Source organism: Corynebacterium sp. c24Ua_83, assembly GCF_039907245.1.
GTDB lineage: Bacteria > Actinomycetota > Actinomycetes > Mycobacteriales > Mycobacteriaceae > Corynebacterium.
On the sequence record NZ_JASBOI010000008.1, the window covers coordinates 59095 to 76770 of the forward strand.

20 protein-coding genes are annotated in these 17676 nt (G+C 62.9%); 14 read left to right on the forward strand and 6 right to left on the reverse strand.

Translation table 11 applies throughout. From position 1 onward, the window contains the following. Nucleotides 1-27 precede the first annotated feature (27 nt). Genes QKE30_RS06875 through QKE30_RS06900 form a run of 6 tightly spaced genes read left to right on the forward strand, consistent with a single transcriptional unit; the run spans nucleotide 28 to nucleotide 5543 of the window. Nucleotides 28-1029, forward strand: a complete 1002-nt coding sequence (locus QKE30_RS06875) for an iron chelate uptake ABC transporter family permease subunit (RefSeq protein ID WP_347934432.1) — start codon at nucleotides 28-30, stop codon at nucleotides 1027-1029. Further along, nucleotides 1029-2087, forward strand: a complete 1059-nt coding sequence (locus QKE30_RS06880) for an iron chelate uptake ABC transporter family permease subunit (protein ID WP_347934434.1) — start codon at nucleotides 1029-1031, stop codon at nucleotides 2085-2087. The genes QKE30_RS06875 and QKE30_RS06880 overlap by 1 nt, the downstream gene beginning before the upstream one ends. Further along, nucleotides 2084-2851, forward strand: coding sequence for an ATP-binding cassette domain-containing protein (locus QKE30_RS06885; RefSeq protein WP_347934435.1), 768 nt, complete (start codon nucleotides 2084-2086; stop codon nucleotides 2849-2851). The genes QKE30_RS06880 and QKE30_RS06885 overlap by 4 nt, the downstream gene beginning before the upstream one ends. Before the next feature lie 55 nt (nucleotides 2852-2906). After that, entirely contained in the window at nucleotides 2907-3602 is a 696-nt protein-coding gene (rfbC, locus tag QKE30_RS06890; RefSeq protein ID WP_239198829.1) for a dTDP-4-dehydrorhamnose 3,5-epimerase, read from the forward strand. Continuing rightward, the gene (gene rfbA / locus QKE30_RS06895) at nucleotides 3602-4477 is read left to right on the forward strand and encodes a glucose-1-phosphate thymidylyltransferase RfbA (RefSeq protein WP_239198826.1); all 876 of its coding nucleotides are present in this window, start codon (nucleotides 3602-3604) and stop codon (nucleotides 4475-4477) included. Before rfbC ends, rfbA begins: the two co-directional genes overlap by 1 nt. Nucleotides 4478-4481: 4 nt before the next feature. Further along, nucleotides 4482-5543 (forward strand): aminoglycoside phosphotransferase family protein, encoded by a 1062-nt coding sequence (locus QKE30_RS06900; protein WP_239198823.1) that lies wholly within the window; start codon nucleotides 4482-4484, stop codon nucleotides 5541-5543. Here the strand turns inward: QKE30_RS06900 and QKE30_RS06905 are convergent, their stop codons facing one another. Further along, a complete protein-coding gene (locus QKE30_RS06905; protein ID WP_297666617.1) occupies nucleotides 5544-5921 on the reverse strand; it encodes a hypothetical protein in 378 nt (125 codons plus the stop codon). It abuts the gene before it with no gap. Between the two features lie 84 nt (nucleotides 5922-6005). On the opposite strand from QKE30_RS06905, the gene QKE30_RS06910 reads away from it, so the two are divergent. Then, on the forward strand, nucleotides 6006-6335 hold the full coding sequence (locus QKE30_RS06910; protein WP_297666616.1) for a DUF4229 domain-containing protein: 330 nt from the start codon (nucleotides 6006-6008) through the stop codon (nucleotides 6333-6335). Nucleotides 6336-6354: 19 nt separating this feature from the next. Then, nucleotides 6355-7047, forward strand: coding sequence for a hypothetical protein (locus tag QKE30_RS06915; protein WP_347934437.1), 693 nt, complete (start codon nucleotides 6355-6357; stop codon nucleotides 7045-7047). Nucleotides 7048-7106: 59 nt separating this feature from the next. On the opposite strand, the gene QKE30_RS06920 is transcribed toward QKE30_RS06915, so the two are convergent. The 4 genes from QKE30_RS06920 to QKE30_RS06935 form a co-directional block, all read right to left on the reverse strand. Next, the gene (locus QKE30_RS06920) at nucleotides 7107-8003 is read right to left on the reverse strand and encodes a 1,4-dihydroxy-2-naphthoate polyprenyltransferase (protein ID WP_347934438.1); all 897 of its coding nucleotides are present in this window, start codon (nucleotides 8001-8003) and stop codon (nucleotides 7107-7109) included. A gap of 132 nt (nucleotides 8004-8135) precedes the next feature. Further along, complete coding sequence (locus tag QKE30_RS06925; RefSeq protein WP_239198808.1) at nucleotides 8136-9485, reverse strand: AMP-binding protein; 1350 nt, start codon at nucleotides 9483-9485, stop codon at nucleotides 8136-8138. Between the two features lie 71 nt (nucleotides 9486-9556). After that, nucleotides 9557-9922, reverse strand: coding sequence for a hypothetical protein (locus QKE30_RS06930; protein WP_347934439.1), 366 nt, complete (start codon nucleotides 9920-9922; stop codon nucleotides 9557-9559). A 214-nt stretch (nucleotides 9923-10136) separates the two neighbouring features. Next, nucleotides 10137-11099 carry a DoxX family protein gene (locus QKE30_RS06935; RefSeq protein ID WP_347934440.1) on the reverse strand — a complete coding sequence of 321 codons (963 nt, stop codon included), beginning with the start codon at nucleotides 11097-11099 and terminating at the stop codon, nucleotides 10137-10139. Between the two features lie 81 nt (nucleotides 11100-11180). Between QKE30_RS06935 and QKE30_RS06940 the strand changes: the two genes are divergently transcribed. From QKE30_RS06940 to QKE30_RS06950, 3 genes are all read left to right on the forward strand, one after another. Continuing rightward, on the forward strand, nucleotides 11181-12122 hold the full coding sequence (locus QKE30_RS06940; protein ID WP_347934441.1) for an RluA family pseudouridine synthase: 942 nt from the start codon (nucleotides 11181-11183) through the stop codon (nucleotides 12120-12122). 256 nt (nucleotides 12123-12378) lie between these two features. Further along, the gene (locus QKE30_RS06945) at nucleotides 12379-12939 is read left to right on the forward strand and encodes an ATP-binding cassette domain-containing protein (RefSeq protein WP_347934442.1); all 561 of its coding nucleotides are present in this window, start codon (nucleotides 12379-12381) and stop codon (nucleotides 12937-12939) included. A gap of 138 nt (nucleotides 12940-13077) precedes the next feature. Next, nucleotides 13078-13359 (forward strand): 3-oxoacyl-[acyl-carrier-protein] synthase III C-terminal domain-containing protein, encoded by a 282-nt coding sequence (locus tag QKE30_RS06950; RefSeq protein ID WP_083476082.1) that lies wholly within the window; start codon nucleotides 13078-13080, stop codon nucleotides 13357-13359. A 241-nt stretch (nucleotides 13360-13600) separates the two neighbouring features. Here the strand turns inward: QKE30_RS06950 and QKE30_RS06955 are convergent, their stop codons facing one another. Then, nucleotides 13601-14380 carry a winged helix-turn-helix domain-containing protein gene (locus QKE30_RS06955; RefSeq protein WP_347934444.1) on the reverse strand — a complete coding sequence of 260 codons (780 nt, stop codon included), beginning with the start codon at nucleotides 14378-14380 and terminating at the stop codon, nucleotides 13601-13603. Nucleotides 14381-14409: 29 nt separating this feature from the next. Between QKE30_RS06955 and QKE30_RS06960 the strand changes: the two genes are divergently transcribed. The 3 genes from QKE30_RS06960 to QKE30_RS06970 are packed head-to-tail and all read left to right on the forward strand — an operon-like array spanning nucleotide 14410 to nucleotide 17308. After that, a complete protein-coding gene (locus QKE30_RS06960; RefSeq protein ID WP_127363569.1) occupies nucleotides 14410-15288 on the forward strand; it encodes a ThiF family adenylyltransferase in 879 nt (292 codons plus the stop codon). Next, nucleotides 15285-15947 (forward strand): formyltransferase family protein, encoded by a 663-nt coding sequence (locus QKE30_RS06965; protein ID WP_347934445.1) that lies wholly within the window; start codon nucleotides 15285-15287, stop codon nucleotides 15945-15947. Before QKE30_RS06960 ends, QKE30_RS06965 begins: the two co-directional genes overlap by 4 nt. Then, entirely contained in the window at nucleotides 15944-17308 is a 1365-nt protein-coding gene (locus QKE30_RS06970) for an MFS transporter (RefSeq protein WP_347934446.1), read from the forward strand. The genes QKE30_RS06965 and QKE30_RS06970 overlap by 4 nt, the downstream gene beginning before the upstream one ends. Nucleotides 17309-17676 lie beyond the last annotated feature (368 nt).

Sequence of the window (17676 nt, forward strand, 5' to 3'; positions counted from 1 at the left end):
CTATAGAAAGTGAATTGAACAGCTCGAATGACTGCTCAGAGCACTACGTCACCCGGGGTTCGCAACGAACCTCGGGTTGCGCGTACCCGGGGAAAACTCGTCGACTGGAAGTTTCTCGTCGCCGCAGCGATTGTAGGGGCGCTTCTCGTCGGCAGCCTGTTGATCGGCGAATACGACGTTTTCAACGCGCAAGATGGCATCGACATGTTCTCCATCACCCGCGTCCCGCGCACCATCGCATTGGTGTTGGCGGGCGCGGCGATGGCTATGTGCGGGCTGGTGATGCAGATGCTCACACAGAACCGCTTCGTCTCACCGACCACCACCGGCACCACTGAATGGGCGGGTCTGGGGCTGCTTTTCGTGATGATCGTCTTCCCCGGTGCGACTGTGATGGGGCGGATGGTCGGCGCCGTCGTGTTCTCCTTTGTCGGCGCGATGGTGTTCTTCTTTTTCCTGCAGCGTGTATCGCTGCGCTCCTCGCTGATCGTGCCGATTGTGGGCATCATGCTGGGTGCGGTCGTCTCTGCGGTCTCCACCTTTGTGGCTCTGCAGACGGACATGCTGCAGCAGCTGGGCGTGTGGTTCGCCGGTAGCTTCACCTCGGTCTACAAGGGCCAGTACGAGGTGCTGTGGGTGGTGCTGCTGGTCGTGGTAGGCGTGTTCCTGCTGGCTGACCGGCTGACCCTGGCTGGACTCGGCGAAGACTTCGCCACGAGTGTGGGCATGAACTACCGCCGGATCGTGCTGGTCGGCACCATCATGGTCGCCATCGCCGTGGGCGTGGTGACGGTCGTGGTCGGCAACCTGCCTTTCCTGGGGCTGATCGTGCCGAACATCGTCTCGATGATCCGCGGTGATGACCTGCGCAGTAACCTGCCGTGGGTGTGCCTGGTGGGCATCGCTACCGTCGCCGCCTGTGACCTGCTGTCCCGCACACTGATCTCGCCTTTCGAGATCCCTGTTTCCGTGGTGCTGGGCATCGTCGGCGCTGTGGTCTTTGTTGTGCTGATTGTGAGGAACCGCTAATGACGAATCAAACCCTCGAGCGGCTGGTTCCGCAGCGTTTGCTCTCGAGCACTCTCGGCCGCTCATCAGGCGCGTTCCCCACGCAGTCGATGGCGGCGAAGTACTGGCTAGCCCTGGGGATCATCGTTGTCCTGGGCGTGGCATCTGCAGTGGGGTTGCTGGCCTATGGCAACCCGATGCCTTTCGGCACGCGCGGTTTCTGGCTGCTGGCGGAGCGTCGCATGAATGCGGTAATCGCCATTGCCATCGTCGCGGTTGCCCAGGCGGTAGCCACGGTGGCCTTCCAGACGGTAACGAATAACCGCATCATCACTCCGTCGATCATGGGGTTCGAGTCGCTGTACGTGGCCATCCACACCTCTACCGTGTTCTTCCTGGGTGGCAGCGGTCTGGTGGAGGCCCGCACCATGACGACCTACATCATCCAGCTGGTGCTCATGGTCGGCTTCGCGCTGCTGCTGTATTCCTGGCTGCTCACCGGCAAGAACGCGAACATGCACGCGATGTTGCTGGTCGGCATTGTTATCGGGGCAGGTTTGGGGTCGGTGTCTACCTTTATGCAGCGCCTATTGACGCCCAGCGATTTCGACCTGCTGACCGCCCGCCTGTTCGGGTCAGTGAATAACGCGGAGCCGGAGTACTTTCCGATTTCTATCGCGCTGGTTGCCGTGGCCGCGGGCGCGCTGCTGCTAATGTCCCGCACTCTCAACGTGCTGGCCTTGGGGCCGGATGCGACGACGAACCTGGGCATCAATCACCGGGGCAAGTCGATCATCGTTCTCATTTTGGTCGCAGTCCTCATGGCTGTCTCCACCGCGCTGGTTGGCCCGATGGCCTTCCTGGGATTCTTGGTGGCTACGCTGGCCTACCAGTTCGCGGGTACCTCCGACCACCGCTACGTCTTCCCGATGGCCATCGCCACCGCGTTCCTGGTACTGGCGGGCGCGTACTTCGTGATGAATCACATCTTCTACGCCCAAGGCGTGGTCTCGATCATCATTGAGTTGGTCGGCGGTACAGTGTTCCTCTACGTCATTCTTAGAAAGGGTCGACTGTGATCAAGCTGTCCGAAGTCGCTAAGAAATATAGTGACGCCTCCGGTTCCGGAGCCAGCATCGGTCCGGCGAATCTGGAGATCCCCGCCGGGGGAGTTACCTCCCTGGTCGGCCCCAACGGTGCGGGCAAATCAACCCTGCTCACCATGATGGGGCGACTGCTGGATCTGGACGAGGGCACCATCGAGGTCGCCGGCTTTGACGTGAGCACCACAAAATCCAAGGACCTGGCGAAGGTGCTGTCGATCCTGCGGCAAGAGAACCACTTCGTCACCCGCCTGACGGTTCGCCAGCTGGTGGGGTTCGGCCGCTTCCCATACTCGAAGGGAAGGCTGACGCGGAAGGACGAGGAGATCATCTCCACCTATATCGACTTCTTCAACCTCCGCGAGCTGGAGAACCGCTACCTGGATCAGCTCTCCGGCGGGCAGCGGCAGCGCGCTTATGTGGCGATGGTGCTGTGCCAGGAGACCGACTATGTGCTGCTGGACGAGCCGCTGAACAACCTGGACATCGCCCACGCGGTGCAGATGATGAAGCATCTGCGCCGGGCGGCCTCGGAGTTCGGCCGCACCATCATTGTGGTGCTGCACGACATCAACTTCGCGGCGAAATATTCGGACAACATCTGCGCCGTCAAGGACGGGCAGATCGTGCGTTTCGGCACCCCGGAGGAGCTCATGATCGACGAGATCCTAACCGACATCTTTGACACCCCCGTGACCGTCGTCGACGGCCCCGATGGGCCCATGGCCTGCTACTTCTAAGCCCGCCGCCTAACCTTTCCGTTGGCTGTCCGGCTGCGCCGCTAAAGTAGAAACCATGAGTGAAACCACCCCGCGCACCGACGAGCTACTGGCAACCGCTGCACCGGGCAGCATTGTGGATCTTCCCATCCCTGGCGCCTGGGCTTATGTGCCGAAGGTGCATGGCGACGAGCGCGGCAGTTTCCACGAAAGCTTCAAGGCGGAGGCTTTCGGCGAGAAGCTGGGCTACCCCTTCGAGGTGGCCCAGGGGAATCTTTCACGTTCCTCCCACAACGTGGTCCGGGGCATTCACTTGGCGGATGTGCCGCCGGGGCAGGCGAAGTTCGTCAGCTGCCTTTCCGGTGCCATCACGGACGTGCTGGTGGATGTTCGAGTGGGCTCGCCGACATTTGGCCAGCACATCACCGTGGAGCTGTCTGCGGAGAATAACTTCAGCGTCTACGTGCCCCTGGGTGTGGGCCACGGGTTCCGCGCACACACCGACCAGACGACCGTGAACTACCTGGTCACCGAGGCATACAACCCGCAGAGGGAATATGGTATCGACCCGTTTGATGCGGAACTGGCTGTAGCTTGGGGCGTCACTAAGGAACAAGCCGTACTATCCACCAAGGACGATTCGGCGCCGAGCTTGAGCGAGGTGCGCGACCGCCTGCCCGAATACCGCGAGGTGCGGGCATGGGAGGCTCAGCTGCGCGCCGACTGGGCCGAGGCGCTGCAGGCCGCCGACGAGTGGGAGCAGGCCGACTGATGAAGGGCATCATTCTGGCCGGGGGAACCGGCTCGCGGCTGTGGCCGATTACGCAGGGCATTTCCAAGCAACTGGTGCCCGTGTACGACAAGCCGATGATCTACTACCCGCTGACGACTCTGATGCTGGCGGGCATCCGCGACATCCTGGTGATCACCACGGGTGCGGACGCGCAACAGTTCCGCGGGCTGCTGGGCGACGGCTCGCAGTTCGGCGTGCAGATCAGCTACGCGGTGCAGGACCAGCCGAATGGCCTGGCGGAGGCCTTCATTGTGGGCGAGGACTTCATCGGCGACGACGCGGTGGCTCTGGTGCTGGGTGACAACATCTTCTACGGCACCGGCCTGGGCACCCAGCTGCGGCGCTTCCACAACCCAGACGGAGGGGCGATCTTTGCCTACTGGGTGGCCGAACCCGAGGCATACGGAGTGGTGGAGTTCGACCGCGAGGGCACGGCCCTGAGCTTGGCGGAAAAGCCCGCGGAGCCGAAGTCCAACTATGCAGTTCCCGGACTGTACTTCTACTCCAATGACGTGGTGAAGATCGCCAAATCCCTGGAGCCCAGCGAGCGTGGAGAGCTGGAGATCACGGACATCAACCGCCGCTACCTGGCGGAGGGGCGCCTGCACGTGGAGGTGCTGCCGCGCGGTACCGCCTGGCTGGACACGGGAACGGTGGACGACCTGGCCGCCGCCGGCGACTTCGTCCGCGCCGTCGAGCAGCGGCAGGGCCTGAAGATCAGCTGCCCGGAGGAAGTCGCGTGGCGCCTGGGCTACATTGACGATGCGGAGCTGCAGGCATCTGCGTCAAAGTTGGGCAAGAGCGCCTACGGGCAGTACCTCAGCGCGCTGCTGAAGCGTGGGAAAGAGCGGTAGACAAGTGGCTATTTCGATCGAGACCATCCCGGAGATGGTGGCGCGCACCTGGCGTGACCTGGAATGGACGGGCCAGCGAGTGCCGAAGCAGGGCATTGACCACGCAGTATTGATCCTGGACGGGCTGCGCTCAAAGGAGTATGAACTCAACGACATGCTGCCTGAGTCCGTAGTGGTGCGCGTGCCTTTCGAGAAGGAATACCGGGAACAGGCGATGCTGGAATCCTCACTGATCGCGCAGCTGTTCCGCCGCACCAAAGTGCGGGTGCCGGGGACGGTGCGGCAGGCCTACGCGCGAGGGACCTTCAACACCGCCGAGCCCGTGATGCTGACCATGCAGACCGAGCTGCTGGGCGAACCGCTGACCGCTGAGCTCTGGCAGACGCTGTCCACCAGCCAGCGCGCGTGGGTGGCCGAGCAGCTGGGCAGCCTGCTGGCCACGATGCACGCCTTCGACCCGGATGTGCTGCCGATGAGCCGCGTGGATTCCTGGTGGACCGACGGCGAGGCGACCAGTGAGTTGAACCACGCGCCACGCACCCTGCCGGGCAAGCTGGAACTGATGAAGTCCCGCGCGGATACGATTCTGGCCCCGCACCTGAGCGCTGCAGAGGCGGACTTCGTGGAGCGCGTGTTTGCGCAGGTGGACGAGTTGATCTCCCGGCCGGAGCAGCAGCGCGCCCTGACCCACGGGGAGCTGCACGAGGATCACATGCTGTGGAATGCCGAAGGCGGAGTGGGCGTGATCGACTTTTCCGACATGACCGTCGGCGACCCCGCCTTGGACTATGCGCACTTCGCGGGCATCGCCCCGGAACTACCGAAGATGGTTTACGAACAGGCAATCATCCAGCACGAGCAGCGCCGCCAAGCCCCCGTTGTGCCGGGTGTGCCGCAGCCGATGCCGGGGCCGCTGTACCGCGCGCCCGATGGTGGCCGCACCTCCGAGAGCGCCGAGGATACTGGTGTGCTGCGCCGCGCGGAGGTCTACAAGGACTGGGACAACATCTTCCTGCTGATCGACCACTACCGCACGGGCCGTTCGCCGCGCATGGAGCTGCTCTAGCTACTCTCCGTCTTTCGGAGCGTCCGGGCCGTCCGTGTTCTCTGGGCCATTCGGCCTCTGCTCGTCGCGGGTGTTCTCGCTGCGCTGGTCACCACGTGCCTCGCGTTGCTGACGTTCGCGGAGCTCTTGGCGGCGCCTCCGCTCGGCCTCTTCCGCGTCCTTGGCCTCCTGCGCGCGGCGCTTCTTGAAGCGCTCCTTTTCGATGTTCCACAGAAAGTCCGGGTCGTCGTCCGGCCCCTTGTGGCTGAGCCCTTCTTGTTTATTATTGACGCCCCTACGCCTCAACGGCGACCCATTCCCCCAGGTCTGTGGACCGAATGCCTTCCACAGAAGCACGATGGTGACGATGATCAAGATGAGCAAAACAAGGCGACCCATGGTTTCCAGCATAGAGGATTCACCCGCGTTCACTTCCGGCCGGTGATTACCGGTTATCCAGGGGGTGAACGTAGTGTTGGGGGCGTGACTAATGATGATGTGAAGGCAAAAGGCTCGTCGGTCGACAAGGGCAAGGCTGTACGCGACATTGCACTGTACGGCTTCTTACGCCTGGCTTTGTTCCTAGTGCTGACGTTCATCATCCACATGGTCGTGGTGTTGCTGGGAATGGCGAACTACTTCCCACTGCTGATCAGCATGACGTTGGCGCTGATCCTGGCTCTGCCGCTGTCGATGTTCATGTTCAAGGGCCTGCGGTTGCGAGTGACCCGACAGGTGGCGGCGTGGGATGCCGATAGGCAGGCCCACAAGCAGGAGCTGCGTAACCAATTGCGCGAGCGCCTGGACGACTAAGGCGATTAAACTGACTGCCATGTATGGCAGACCCCAGGACGTTGTGGTGTGGGTGAACCCGCGAACCCAACGTGGCAAGCAGCTCGGCGGGCTGGCTATTGGGCTAGTGTTCGCCGCTCTCGCTGCGGGGTGCGTGGCCATGATGGTGGTCGAGAAGACTCTGATTCCGCTGGTAGCCCTCGCGCTGGTGGGGCTTGCGATGTTTGGCTGGTACACCAGCCAGCGACAGGCCAACGCGCGGGCTACTTCCAGTACGACGATCAACCCGGCGCTTGTCGTGGACGATTCGGGGGTAGGGGATGAAGCTATACGAATCCCGTGGAGCGACATTGCGCGGGTGAACGTGATCCGCACTCGCTATCGAAGCGTGGGGCCAGAGTCGGTGGGGCTGGGCCCCGAGCTTGCCGATAAGTGGACGCGCAGTGCCGGGGTTCTGGATGAGGAGTTTGCGTTTGAGGTGGTGCTCCGCCCTGGTAGCCCCGGTAGTTCTGGCGTACCGACGCAGTCTGCGTTGGATGTGTATCGCATCCAATCGGTGCAGGGGGTGGCAGCAGTGCCGAGCCTGCCGCGAGGAATCTACGAGGTCGATGCGATCGGGGTGACCTTCAAGTTGGGCTCCGCTGTTCCCATGGCATGGCGGGATGGCCTGGCCCAGCAGATCGCGGACAATGTCCGCTTCCGCGGGGTGGACTTCGGCCCGGCTCCCGCGTAGCCCAAAGCTAGCTCTGTTTAGGCAAGCCGGCTCTGTTTAGGCCAGCGAGACTGCTCAGGCTAGGCCAGCAGGGCGCCGGCAAACTCCAGTACCGACCACAGCAGCATTCCGCGGCCGAGCATGCCCAGCACGGGAATCAGCGCCCTGCCCTCCGCGCCGCCGGTCACCGGGCGGGCTGCCACCACGAACAGCGGAACCGACAGCAGGGCGATAAGCCCCCACCAGTGGCCGATGCTGATGCCGATAGTGACGATTACCGCCAGGGAAACCAGCCCCACCCACAGGCGGCGGGTGTTCGCGTCCCCCAGGCGAACGGCCAGGGTGATCTTGCCGGTGGCGGCGTCAGTAGGAATGTCCCGCAAGTTGTTGGCTAGGTTCACGGCGCTGGAGAGGCTGCCGACGGCGATGGCCAGCAGCAGGCCGCGCCAGCTTACGCTGCCGGTCTGGGTGAATTCCGTTCCCAGTACCGCGACCAGGCCGAAGAACACGAACACCGCAACTTCGCCCAGCCCTCGGTAGCCGTAGGGGTTCTTGCCGCCGGTGTAGAACCATGCGCCGGCGATGCAGGCCGCGCCGACGAGGATCAGCCACCAGGCGCTCAGCAGGCTCAGCACTATGCCGGCGACCGCTCCCACGCCGAAGGAGGTGAACGCCGCGTACTTGACCTTCTTCGGCTCCACGAGCCCGCTGCCGGTCAGGCGCAGTGGGCCGGAGCGGTCGTCGTCCGTCCCCTTGATGCCATCGGAGTAGTCGTTGGCGTAGTTCACGCCGACGATCATCGCTAGGGCGACAACGCCGGCCAGTACGGCCCGCAGGGGGTTTGCCTCGCCCGCCAGGGTGGCCGCCGCGGTGCCAGCCAACACCGGGGCAACGGCGTTCGCCCAGGTGTGAGGGCGTGCTCCCTCCAGCCACTGGGCCGGGGTTGCGCCGGGATACTGCCTGGGGGTGGAAGTCATGGTCCGCCTTTCTTGGGGCTCGCACTGGGGAGCAGCGCCCGCGAGTATGGGGTGCCGCAAACCTCTTCAGTTTAGTCCTTGGGTGCCGGGACCCAAGCTCGTAGGTGCTGGGGTGTGTAGGTGCCGGGGCGTTTACGAGTGCGGCTGCCCGTAGAGCTCGTCCAGCATCGCGGCGGCTTGCTGCCGGTCGGTCTTGCCCGGCCCAGTGGTCGGCATCTCGCGGATAGCCCAGGCACGCCTGGGAACCAGACCTGGCCCCGCCTGCCCGCGCATTGCCTCGCGCACCAGGTCGGTCACTTCGCGGGGGTGCTCGGCCGCGCCGTTGCCAGCCTCTCGCAGTACCACCAGCGCCCCGATTGACTCGCCGAACTCCGCGTACTTGGGATCCTCCACGCCTGCCGCAAACGCAGCCTCGGCTCCTGGAATCTGCTGGCAGATGGCCTTTTCCACCTCTTCTGGGAGCACCTTGTAGCCGCCGGTGTTGATGGCCCCGTCGGCGCGCCCAAGAATCCGCAGCGTGCCGCCCGACTCTTCGCCGCCGCCTGCTAGAACGCCGCCGTCCAACACCCCGATGTCGGAAGTCACGAACTCACCCGCTACCGGAAACGCCTCCCCTGAATCCACGTTGCGGTACCCGTCCGCCACCATCGGCCCGCTGATCCGCACGCGTCCGGCGCCGCGCTCGTCCGCGCCGTCGATCCGCACCCGCGCGCCCGGCAGGGGTTGGCCGTTGTACACCATCCCGCCCGCCGTCTCGCTGGAGCCGTAGGTCAGCGCGATCTGTGTTCCTTCCTCGGCCATCGTTTCTATGACGCCCTCACGCGCTGCCGCGCCACCCACCAGCACGCAGGCGTAGCGTTTCAGTGCCTTAACGGCGGCGGGGTCTTCAGCGATTCTTTCCAGCTGTGCGGGTACGAGGGAGGTGTAGAGGTCCACGCCCGGGTAGGTTTCCGCCAATGCTTCTGTGTCTGCGATGAAGCCCGCTGCGGTGAAGCGCGCGTCGGCGTGCGGGCGCTGAGCTTGTCGGTGTTGGGCTTGCAGGTGCGCGGCGGCCAGGGGAGTGTAGCCCGCTCGCAGGCTGCGGAGCATCACCTGCAGTCCAGCGATGTGATGGGCCGGAAGTGTGAGCAGCCACGCCCCCGGCTGTGCTTGATAATGGCGCTCAATAAAGGAGGCGGTGGCGTCCGCGCTAGTGGTGAGCTGCTGCGACCCGAGCACCGCACCCTTCGGTATGCCTGTGGAACCAGAGGTGCAGGCGATGAGTGTGCCGGGCGCCACCACGTCGTCGTCTAGAGAACTCCCCGCGCGCATTTGTTTTGGCAGTTCAGGGCAAGTTTGTTCCCAATCTGCGGGGAGGGGGAGAATGGAGATTTCTCCCGCGAGCAGCCGCTTAAGAGCCTCTAGGGAGGCAGCGAAAAGCTCGGGCGAGGCCGCGCTGATGACGGTCGGCTGCAGGGGGACGAGGGAAGAGTTTCCGGTCATGCTGACCAATGTACAAGTCGGCTTGGACAGCCCGCCCCGGTCATCCTGGTTGGGTATCGAGGGGGACGAGGCTAGCTGGCTTCTAGGCCGAACTCCTGGACTCGCTTCACGGTGGACTCCAGCTCCGCCGGGCCGGGGAGGCGCTTGTGGACGGCGAGGAAGCTGGCCTGCACATCCTGGCGGGTGGCTGGAGTCTTTCCGGTGTCGATGAGGTAGGCGATGATGTCGAGGTAAGAGGGGCTGCGGGTATCCAAAGCGTTCAAGAAGGGGGTAGGGAGGTCACGGTTGGCTTCGAGGTAGATGCGGTACTCCTCGGGGAGGGCGAGCGCATCGGCGACATCGGGGGCATTGGTCGCGTCGGGGGCTGCCGGGTCGGCCCCCTCGGGAGTGTCGGTCGTCCAGAGCTTTGCTCGGAGCTGACTAAATGGGTTGAACATGGTGCGCTCTCTCCTTCCTCAAAATCCGTGGATTTGCAATATTAAAACATAGGGTAATCAACAATTGTTGGAAAAGTCAAGCATTTTTTCTACCCACCTTATTTGGGTTTAGAGAACTTAAAAACAAAACCCCGCAGGGGAGGGTTTCTGCCCTCCTGCGGGGTAGTTGTGCAGATCAGCTACTCAGATGCAGAGCGCGGGTGGCTTGTGGCCGTTAGTCGCCACCGCCGCCATCTCCGCCGCCGTCTCCACCGCTGGAGCCGCTGTCCGAGCCGGAATCTGAACCGGAGCGGGAGAAGCCGCCAAAACTGTTGTTGCTGGAGGGTCCACTGCTCTGGTCGCTGTTCCACTGGGTGGTAGGGGCATCAGCGTCGCTGCCGTTCGTCATGCCCGCCGCGCCGGCGCCACCGGCAACGCCAGCGGCGCCAGCACTGCCAGCGTTGTCCGTGCCACCGATGGTGTAGCCAGCGTAGCCGTCGTTTCCTCGATTGTTCCAGGGTTTACTGTTCTGAGACTTATTGCCCTGGTTGTTGCCCCAGAAGTTGGAACTCTGGTTGTTGGGGGCCTGCGCGGGCGAGCCCTGGAAATTAGAACCCTGGTAATTGGAGCTCTGGAAGTTAGAACCCTGGTTGGCGGACCCATAGCTGCCGTACGGGCTCTGGCCAGTATTCGGAGCTGCATTCGGGGCTCCAGCCGCTCCGGCAGGCGCAGCTGCGGGAGCATAGCTACCGTTGGCCTCCTGCGCCGCCTTCTCCTTACGTTCCTTGCGGGCACGTACGGGCGTCATAAAGAGATAGTCCAAGCTAAAGCGACCCGAGCCGGATGCGGCCAGGGCGAGGCCCGCCGCACCCAGAACCCCGACGAGCTCCCAGCCGCCATCGGCGACGAAGACACCCTTGCCCCAGTGCGCAAAGCCGAAAGCGAAGGCCATCTGGATAAACAGCAGCGGGCCGACAACCCGGACAAGCAGGCCGAGAATCAGCAGCACGCCCGCGGCGAGTTCGAAATAAGTTGCGATCTGCGCGGTTGCATCTGGCCACGGTACACCCATGGAATCGAAAGATTTAGCAGTGCCGTCGATGGTCCAGGAATCGTACTTTTGCCAACCGTGGGCGATCAGCACGATGCCCACGAGGATGCGGGAAATCGTGATGCAAACATCTTTAAAAATATTCATGTCGCTAACGGTACCAACTTAGAGAGGGCATGGCCGGGCTTGTGGCAGGTCAATCTGCTACAGATAGAGGCCAGAGCCACCATGAATCATTCCGAACCTCAGACCCTGATCGTGAGCGACTCGCAGGCGGATCGCCGCCTGGATAAATACATCCGCTCGCAGGTCAAGGGCGTACCCGCCACGGTGCTGTTCCGCCTGATGCGCACCAAGCAGATCACCGTCAACGGCGCCAAGTGCAAACCCGACCAGCGCACCGTTGTCGGCGACAAGGTTCGCTTGCCCGCCCTGGAAGTCGCCGCGGAGAAACCGATGCCAACGGGGGATCGCAAGGCGGCGGAACAATTGGCCCGCAGGCTGTCCCGGCATATCGTTTTTGAAGACGGCGACCTGCTCGTTGTGAATAAGCCTGCCAACATCGCCGTGCACGTCGGCAGTGGGGTCAAGGCTGGGGTGATCGAGGCGCTGCGCGTGCTACGGTCGAAGGTAAAGGAACTAGAGCTGACACACCGGCTTGATAAGGAAACCTCCGGGCTGCTGATAGTAGCCAAGAACTCGAAGATGCTGCGGCACCTGCAGGAGCTCCTGCGTGCCGGCGGGGAGGACATCCAACGCTACTACCTGGCGGTGGTTTCCGGTGGGGTGAAAAAGGCCGGTAGACAACCGCAGCGGATAGAGGCGCCACTGCGCAAAACCGGGGCGGCCACGGTGGTGGATCGCCGCGCCGGGCAGCGGGCGGAAACGAAGCTGTGGGTGAAGAAGCCGTGGGGAACTGCGGGTACTCTCGTGGAGACACAGCTGTTGACAGGCCGGAAACACCAGATCCGCGTGCACCTGCAGCACCTGGGCCATCCGATCATCGGGGACTCTCGCTACGGGAACCCCGCCGCTAACCGGGCGGCCGCGGAGAAGGGGGTGCGGATGCTGATGCTGCACGCCTGCAGGCTGGTGGTGCCGCTGCCGGATGGCGAGGTGCTGGATGTGCACGCCCCGATGCCCCCGGCGTGGAATAAGCTGCGCGGCTAGTGGAGGGGCGTTCATGCCCAATCAATTTTGTCCACAAAAGTGGTTAGGTTTAATTATCTTATTGATGCCTCGTCCTTGTTGGGATTTAATTCCTTTGAGGGTGGAGTTGCTGCCCCGATGTTGAAAAGGGGATGGATCCAAAATGGTGAAAATGAAAGCTGTGGTTGCAGGCTTGGCCAGAAGCGATACTGGTAATAAGAAGCAAGGAGATCGCGGTGTGCGTTGCTAACTTTCCTGTGAGGTTGAGTTCCGACGCATGAAACTATCATTAGAAGAACTGAGCTTCTCGTATAGGAAGATCTTTGGTAAGAAGCCAGTGTTGCGCTCCATTACTGGAACCTTTAATGAAGGTGTCACGGGTATCTTGGGGCCGAATGGTTCCGGTAAGAGTACCTTGCTGAATATTGTCAGTGGTCGGTTGAAATCTCCGAAGGGTTCAGTCTACCTGGTGACAGAGCATGGGCGGAAAACGATGGATGAGTATCAGAGAAACTCTTCTATTGGCTACTTACCGCAGCGTTTCACGTTTGTTCCCGGGATGTGTGTCAAAGACACTGTTGAATATGTTGGATGGGTTAATGGTCTAACGGGGAAGCAACTTAATCGTGCTGTGGAAAATTCGCTTGATGTTGTTCGTCTGAATGAGCAGCAAGTGCTGAAGGCTGGTGCGCTCTCGGGTGGACAACGGCAACGGCTTGGACTCGCGTGCGTCCTTGTGCACGAGCCGGAGGTAATGATTCTCGACGAGCCGAAGATGCTCAAGGGAGATACCCGTTGCTTGCTCTCCCAGTCTACCGGATATGCCTTGGCAGCGTAGAGATCCGGACAAGGACGTCCCGGCGTTCCTAGTCGATACGGAACCTGTTTCGGTACTCGTTCGGGGCGACGTTCAAGGCTCTGCGGAAGGCACGGGTGAGCGTGTCGACGGTACCGATGCCACACGCGGTGCGGCACCATCCATTCCTTCCTCGTTGACGCCGGCGTCGCCCCGTCAGAGGCGGCGCACTTCGTGCCGCACCAGGCCAATAGCGTCATGCTCGCCGAACTCCTCGACACCCTCGACCTGCCCAACGCGACCCAGCACTTGGTTGTCGAACGGCTCGGCAACCCCGGCTCCGCCTCCATCGCGATCACTCTCAGCGAACTCGCCACGCCCGGCCAAGCGATCCCTGGCGACTACGTGCTTTTAGCGGCATTCGGTGGTGGCATGTCCGTCGGCCTCACCCTCATACAGTGATGAACGGCACGCGTATCTACTGACTTGAAATTCAGGATTACGCAATGACGGATGTGAGGCAGTCTCCCTCAAGCGATTGGCTGCCTCATATTCTTGACCAAATGCTTCGTTATCCCCAGGCGGATCGTCCAGGATCGCGCGAATTTGATCCGTTCAACCCTTGCCAGGAACTCTCATCCTGTTCCGACCGACTTTCGATCGTCCGAAAGGTCACGCCGGTGCCAAAGAACGACTGAAGTCCTCAGGGACGGCTGTCGGGCAATTGAAGGGAGATCCCCGCGTCGTTGAGCGCTGCCCGCCCGGCGGGAGTGATACGCACGGCCCGGGTACGACCCCTGCGGGAAAGCCATTCCTTATCCAGCAGAGTCTTGCAGATTCCCGTGCCGAGAGGGCCGGCGAGGTGGAAGCGGCGTTCGGTGGAGTCCATGCACGACCTGCCCGTGTCGAGCATCTTCGGGGGCACACCCCACTGTATGAACAAGCGATGACCTTGATTAGTGACCTGACAGTGCGAGTCGATGAACTCGTGCTCTTCCAGTTGTTCAGCCAGGCGCACCCCGAGCTTACCGGCGAGGTGCTGATAACAGGTGCGGCCTTCACGTAGGTTCGCATTCGCCCGTGACGCGCTGAGGCTGTGAGGAGTGGGCAGGGGCGAGCGGGCGACCACGCCAAGGCTCTCGACCACTCGTGCGATGTCTTCCCCGGCCAGGCGAATGTAGCGGTGCCGGCCCTGCCGAATGTCGTGGACGAGACCGTGGGTGACGAGCACGTCAACATGCTCGCTCGCCGTCGACCGGGCCAGGCCCGCGTACCTGCCCAGTTCACCAACCGTCCAGGCCCGCCCGTCCATGAGCGCAGCACACATGGCCGCCCGCGACGAGTCAGCCAGAGCCGACGCGACTGTCGAGATATCCGGGACCGCTTCAGGAAACACGCGCGCAACCATGTCTCCAGTGTGCACCCGGAACTGTTCGGTGACGACCGAACAATCGCAGGCGTAGTTTGAACTCACCAGATTCATTGCATCAGGAGACGAAGGGAGCGATCGCGATGAACGGGGACCGCCAACGGCTACGCGGGCACTACGATGAGGACTTCTACTGGGAACGCGTTGACCGCAACCTGGGTTGGCTCGGCGACACCACCGAGGAACAGCGTGAACGCCAAGCACGGTTGCGCGATGCCGTGATCGGCATCGTCGGCACCGGGGGCATCGGCGGTGCCGCAGCCGCCCGCCTGGTGCGCATGGGCGCACTCAACCTGAAACTGGCCGATCCCGACCACTTCGACCTGACTAACGTGCAACGCCAGTACGGCGCCGGGCGAGACACGATCGGCCGCAACAAGGCCGAAGTCGTCGCGGAGCAGGTCTTCGCACTGACCGGGGATGCCAACATCGATGTCTTCCCCGAGGGCATCACCCCGGACACGGCTGAAGAGTTCATGGACGGCTGCGACTATGTGATGGACCAGATGGAGTTCTACCAGATCAGCAACCGCTACGCCCTCCATCGCGCCTTCCGCGCCTCGGACCGGTGCAGGTTCATGTTCAAGATCCCGACCGTCGCGCACTCGACGGTCGTGTTCACCTACACGAAGGACTCGATGCCCATCGAGGAGGTCTACGATCTCCCCGAGGATGCCGAGTTCACCCCGGACGTGATCCACCGGCTGATGGAACGCATCATGCCCGAGCATCAGGACTTCCCCTCGCCAGGCACGCTGGATGAGTGGTTCGTGGAGAAGCAGACGATGCCGATCTTCGGAGCCTGCCCGCCCCTGGCCGAAGGCGTCCTCGTTGAACGCCTCGCCCAAGAGATCATGGACTTGCCCGGCCGTACGCCTCTGCCCGTGCAGCCCGGGTACGCGCTCTTCGACACCCTGACCTGGGAAGCGAAGACCGTTGAGAAGGCGTGGTGGGCGAAATGACACGCATGGTGCTCTTCACCGAGACCAATTCCGTCTTTGGCTCTTACTTCCTCACCCGACTTGCCAGGCACGATGATGTCATCCTGGCGGCTGTGGTGCTGCGTGAACCCGGCGCACTCTGTGACTACTACCTCGATGAGCCCGAGCCCCTCGACCTCGCGAAGGACGCCGCCGAGCTGGATGTGCATACGCTGCGGCCGGCGCACATCAACACCGACGAATTCATTACCGCCATTGGGGGCCTGGCGCCGGACTACTTCATCGTCGCCAACTACCAGCTGCGGCTCGGGCAGCGACTCCTCGCGGTTCCGAGCTACGACGCCCTCAACTTCCACCCCAGCCCGTTGCCCCGCTATGCGGGGCTGGCACCGTTCTATTGGATGGCCGAGAACCACGAGACCCAGGGTGGAGTCTCCGCAGTGCGAATGACAGCTGGGCTCGACGAGGGCCCCCTCGTCGCCCAGCAACTCCTCGCGCTCACCGGGGGAGAGACGGCCAGGGAGATCCGGGACATGCACTTCGCCGCGTCCTGGCGCCTGTTCGATCTGGTGCTGCCGACACTGCTGGACCGGTCCTACCGGACCTGGGATCAAGACCTGAGCAAGCGCACCTACTTCGGCCACCCGCCCGCCGAGGCTTCGCTGGAGTCTCGCGTATGACCGCGCATCGGCGCACGGCGCTGGTCGCGACCCTCCTCGGTTTCTTCATCGTCATGCTCGATACGACCATCGTCAATGTCGCCCTCGCCGAGATCGGCACTGACCTCGACACGACGGTGGGCTCACTGCAGTGGGTCGTCGACGCTTACACCCTCGTGTTCGCCGCGTTCCTTCTCACAGCTGGGGCCGCATGCGACCGTCTCGGGGCCCGCAGGGTCTACCTCGCTGGCCTGGTGGTCTTTGCTGTGCTCTCGGCCGTGTGCGCCCTCGCTCCCACAGGCGGGTTCCTCGTCGCTGGTCGCGCCGTCCAGGGCGTGGGCGCGGCAGCGATCGTGCCGGGCTCTCTGGCATTGCTGTCGGCTGTGTACGACGATCCGAAGGAACGAGCACGCGCCATCGGACTGTGGGGCGGCGCAGGAGGTGTTGCCGCCGCGATCGGACCGGTCCTGGGCGGAACGCTGGTGTCGACGATCGGGTGGCGGGCGGTGTTCTGGGTCAACCTCCCCATCGTCGCTATCGGCTGTCTGCTCACCTTGTGGGCAATTCCCGCGCTCACGGGCAGTCGCGCGAGACGGGTGGACCTACCCGGACAGGTGCTCTCCGTGCTCACGCTGGTGGCAGTAACCTATGCAGTCATCACCGCAGGCGAACACGGATGGTCACCCTGGCAGGTAGCCGTGCTGATCGCCGGGGGCGTCTTCCTCGCCCTGTTCATCATCGCAGAGCGACGACACCCGGACCCGATGCTGCCGATGGCCTTGTTCACTCGTGCCCGGTTCTCCGTGGCCGCAATGGTAGGGCTCGCGCTCAACATCAGCTTCTTCGGACAACTCTTCGTGCTCTCCCTCTTCTTCCAGCAGTACCTGGGATACGAGCCGTGGCTGGCAGGCCTCGCGCTGGCACCACAGGCGTGCAGCGCCGTGGTCGCGTCACCGCTGGGCGGCCGTGCCGTCGCCCGGTGGGGCGCGTTCCCCACCATGCTCACCGGCCTGGTAGTCGGCACGATTGGCTTCAGCAGCCTCGTGCTGCTCACCGCAGAAACCCCTTACGTGGTGGTCGCGGTGTTGACCTTCACGGCTGGATTCGGGATGGCCTTCGCGATGCCGGCCGCGACCTCGGCCGCAGTGGACTCGGCCCCGCCGGAACATGTCGGCATCGCAGGAGGAGTCATCAATGCCGCCCGCCAGACCGGCAGCGTCGTCGGCGTCGCAGTCCTCGGCGGAATGGTCGCCAGTGGAGCGTTCCTCACAGGCTTCCACACAGCCGTCGCGGTCGCCGGTGGAGTCTTCGGTGCCGCAGCGCTCGTAGTTGCTGCCACCATCATCAGTCACCTACAGGAGCCAGTTACACCTGAAGTTTAGAATCATTGTGTGATGAAGCACCATCGGAGGAGGTCGAAGAAGCCGCCAGTCGAACGCGTACTGTGCTCCGAAACTGGTAAACGCGAATACGAGCACTATGATGACGCCGTGCATGTAGCACTGAAACGGTCGCGACGGGCAGGGCCGCTGCGGATCTACGAATGCCCCTCGTGCGGGTCGTGGCACCTAACCAAGCGCCCTGACTGGGGCAAACCACCGGCGAACTAATGACACTGTACGGGTCTGTCTCGGCGAGGAACGCTCCGGAGCGCGTCTTTCCTGGACGCTCCAGGAGTTTCGTTCTCATGCATAGGCAGCCGAGGCGCGCTGCAAGGCTTGTAGCCCTGAGGTCAGTGAACTGCTCCCCG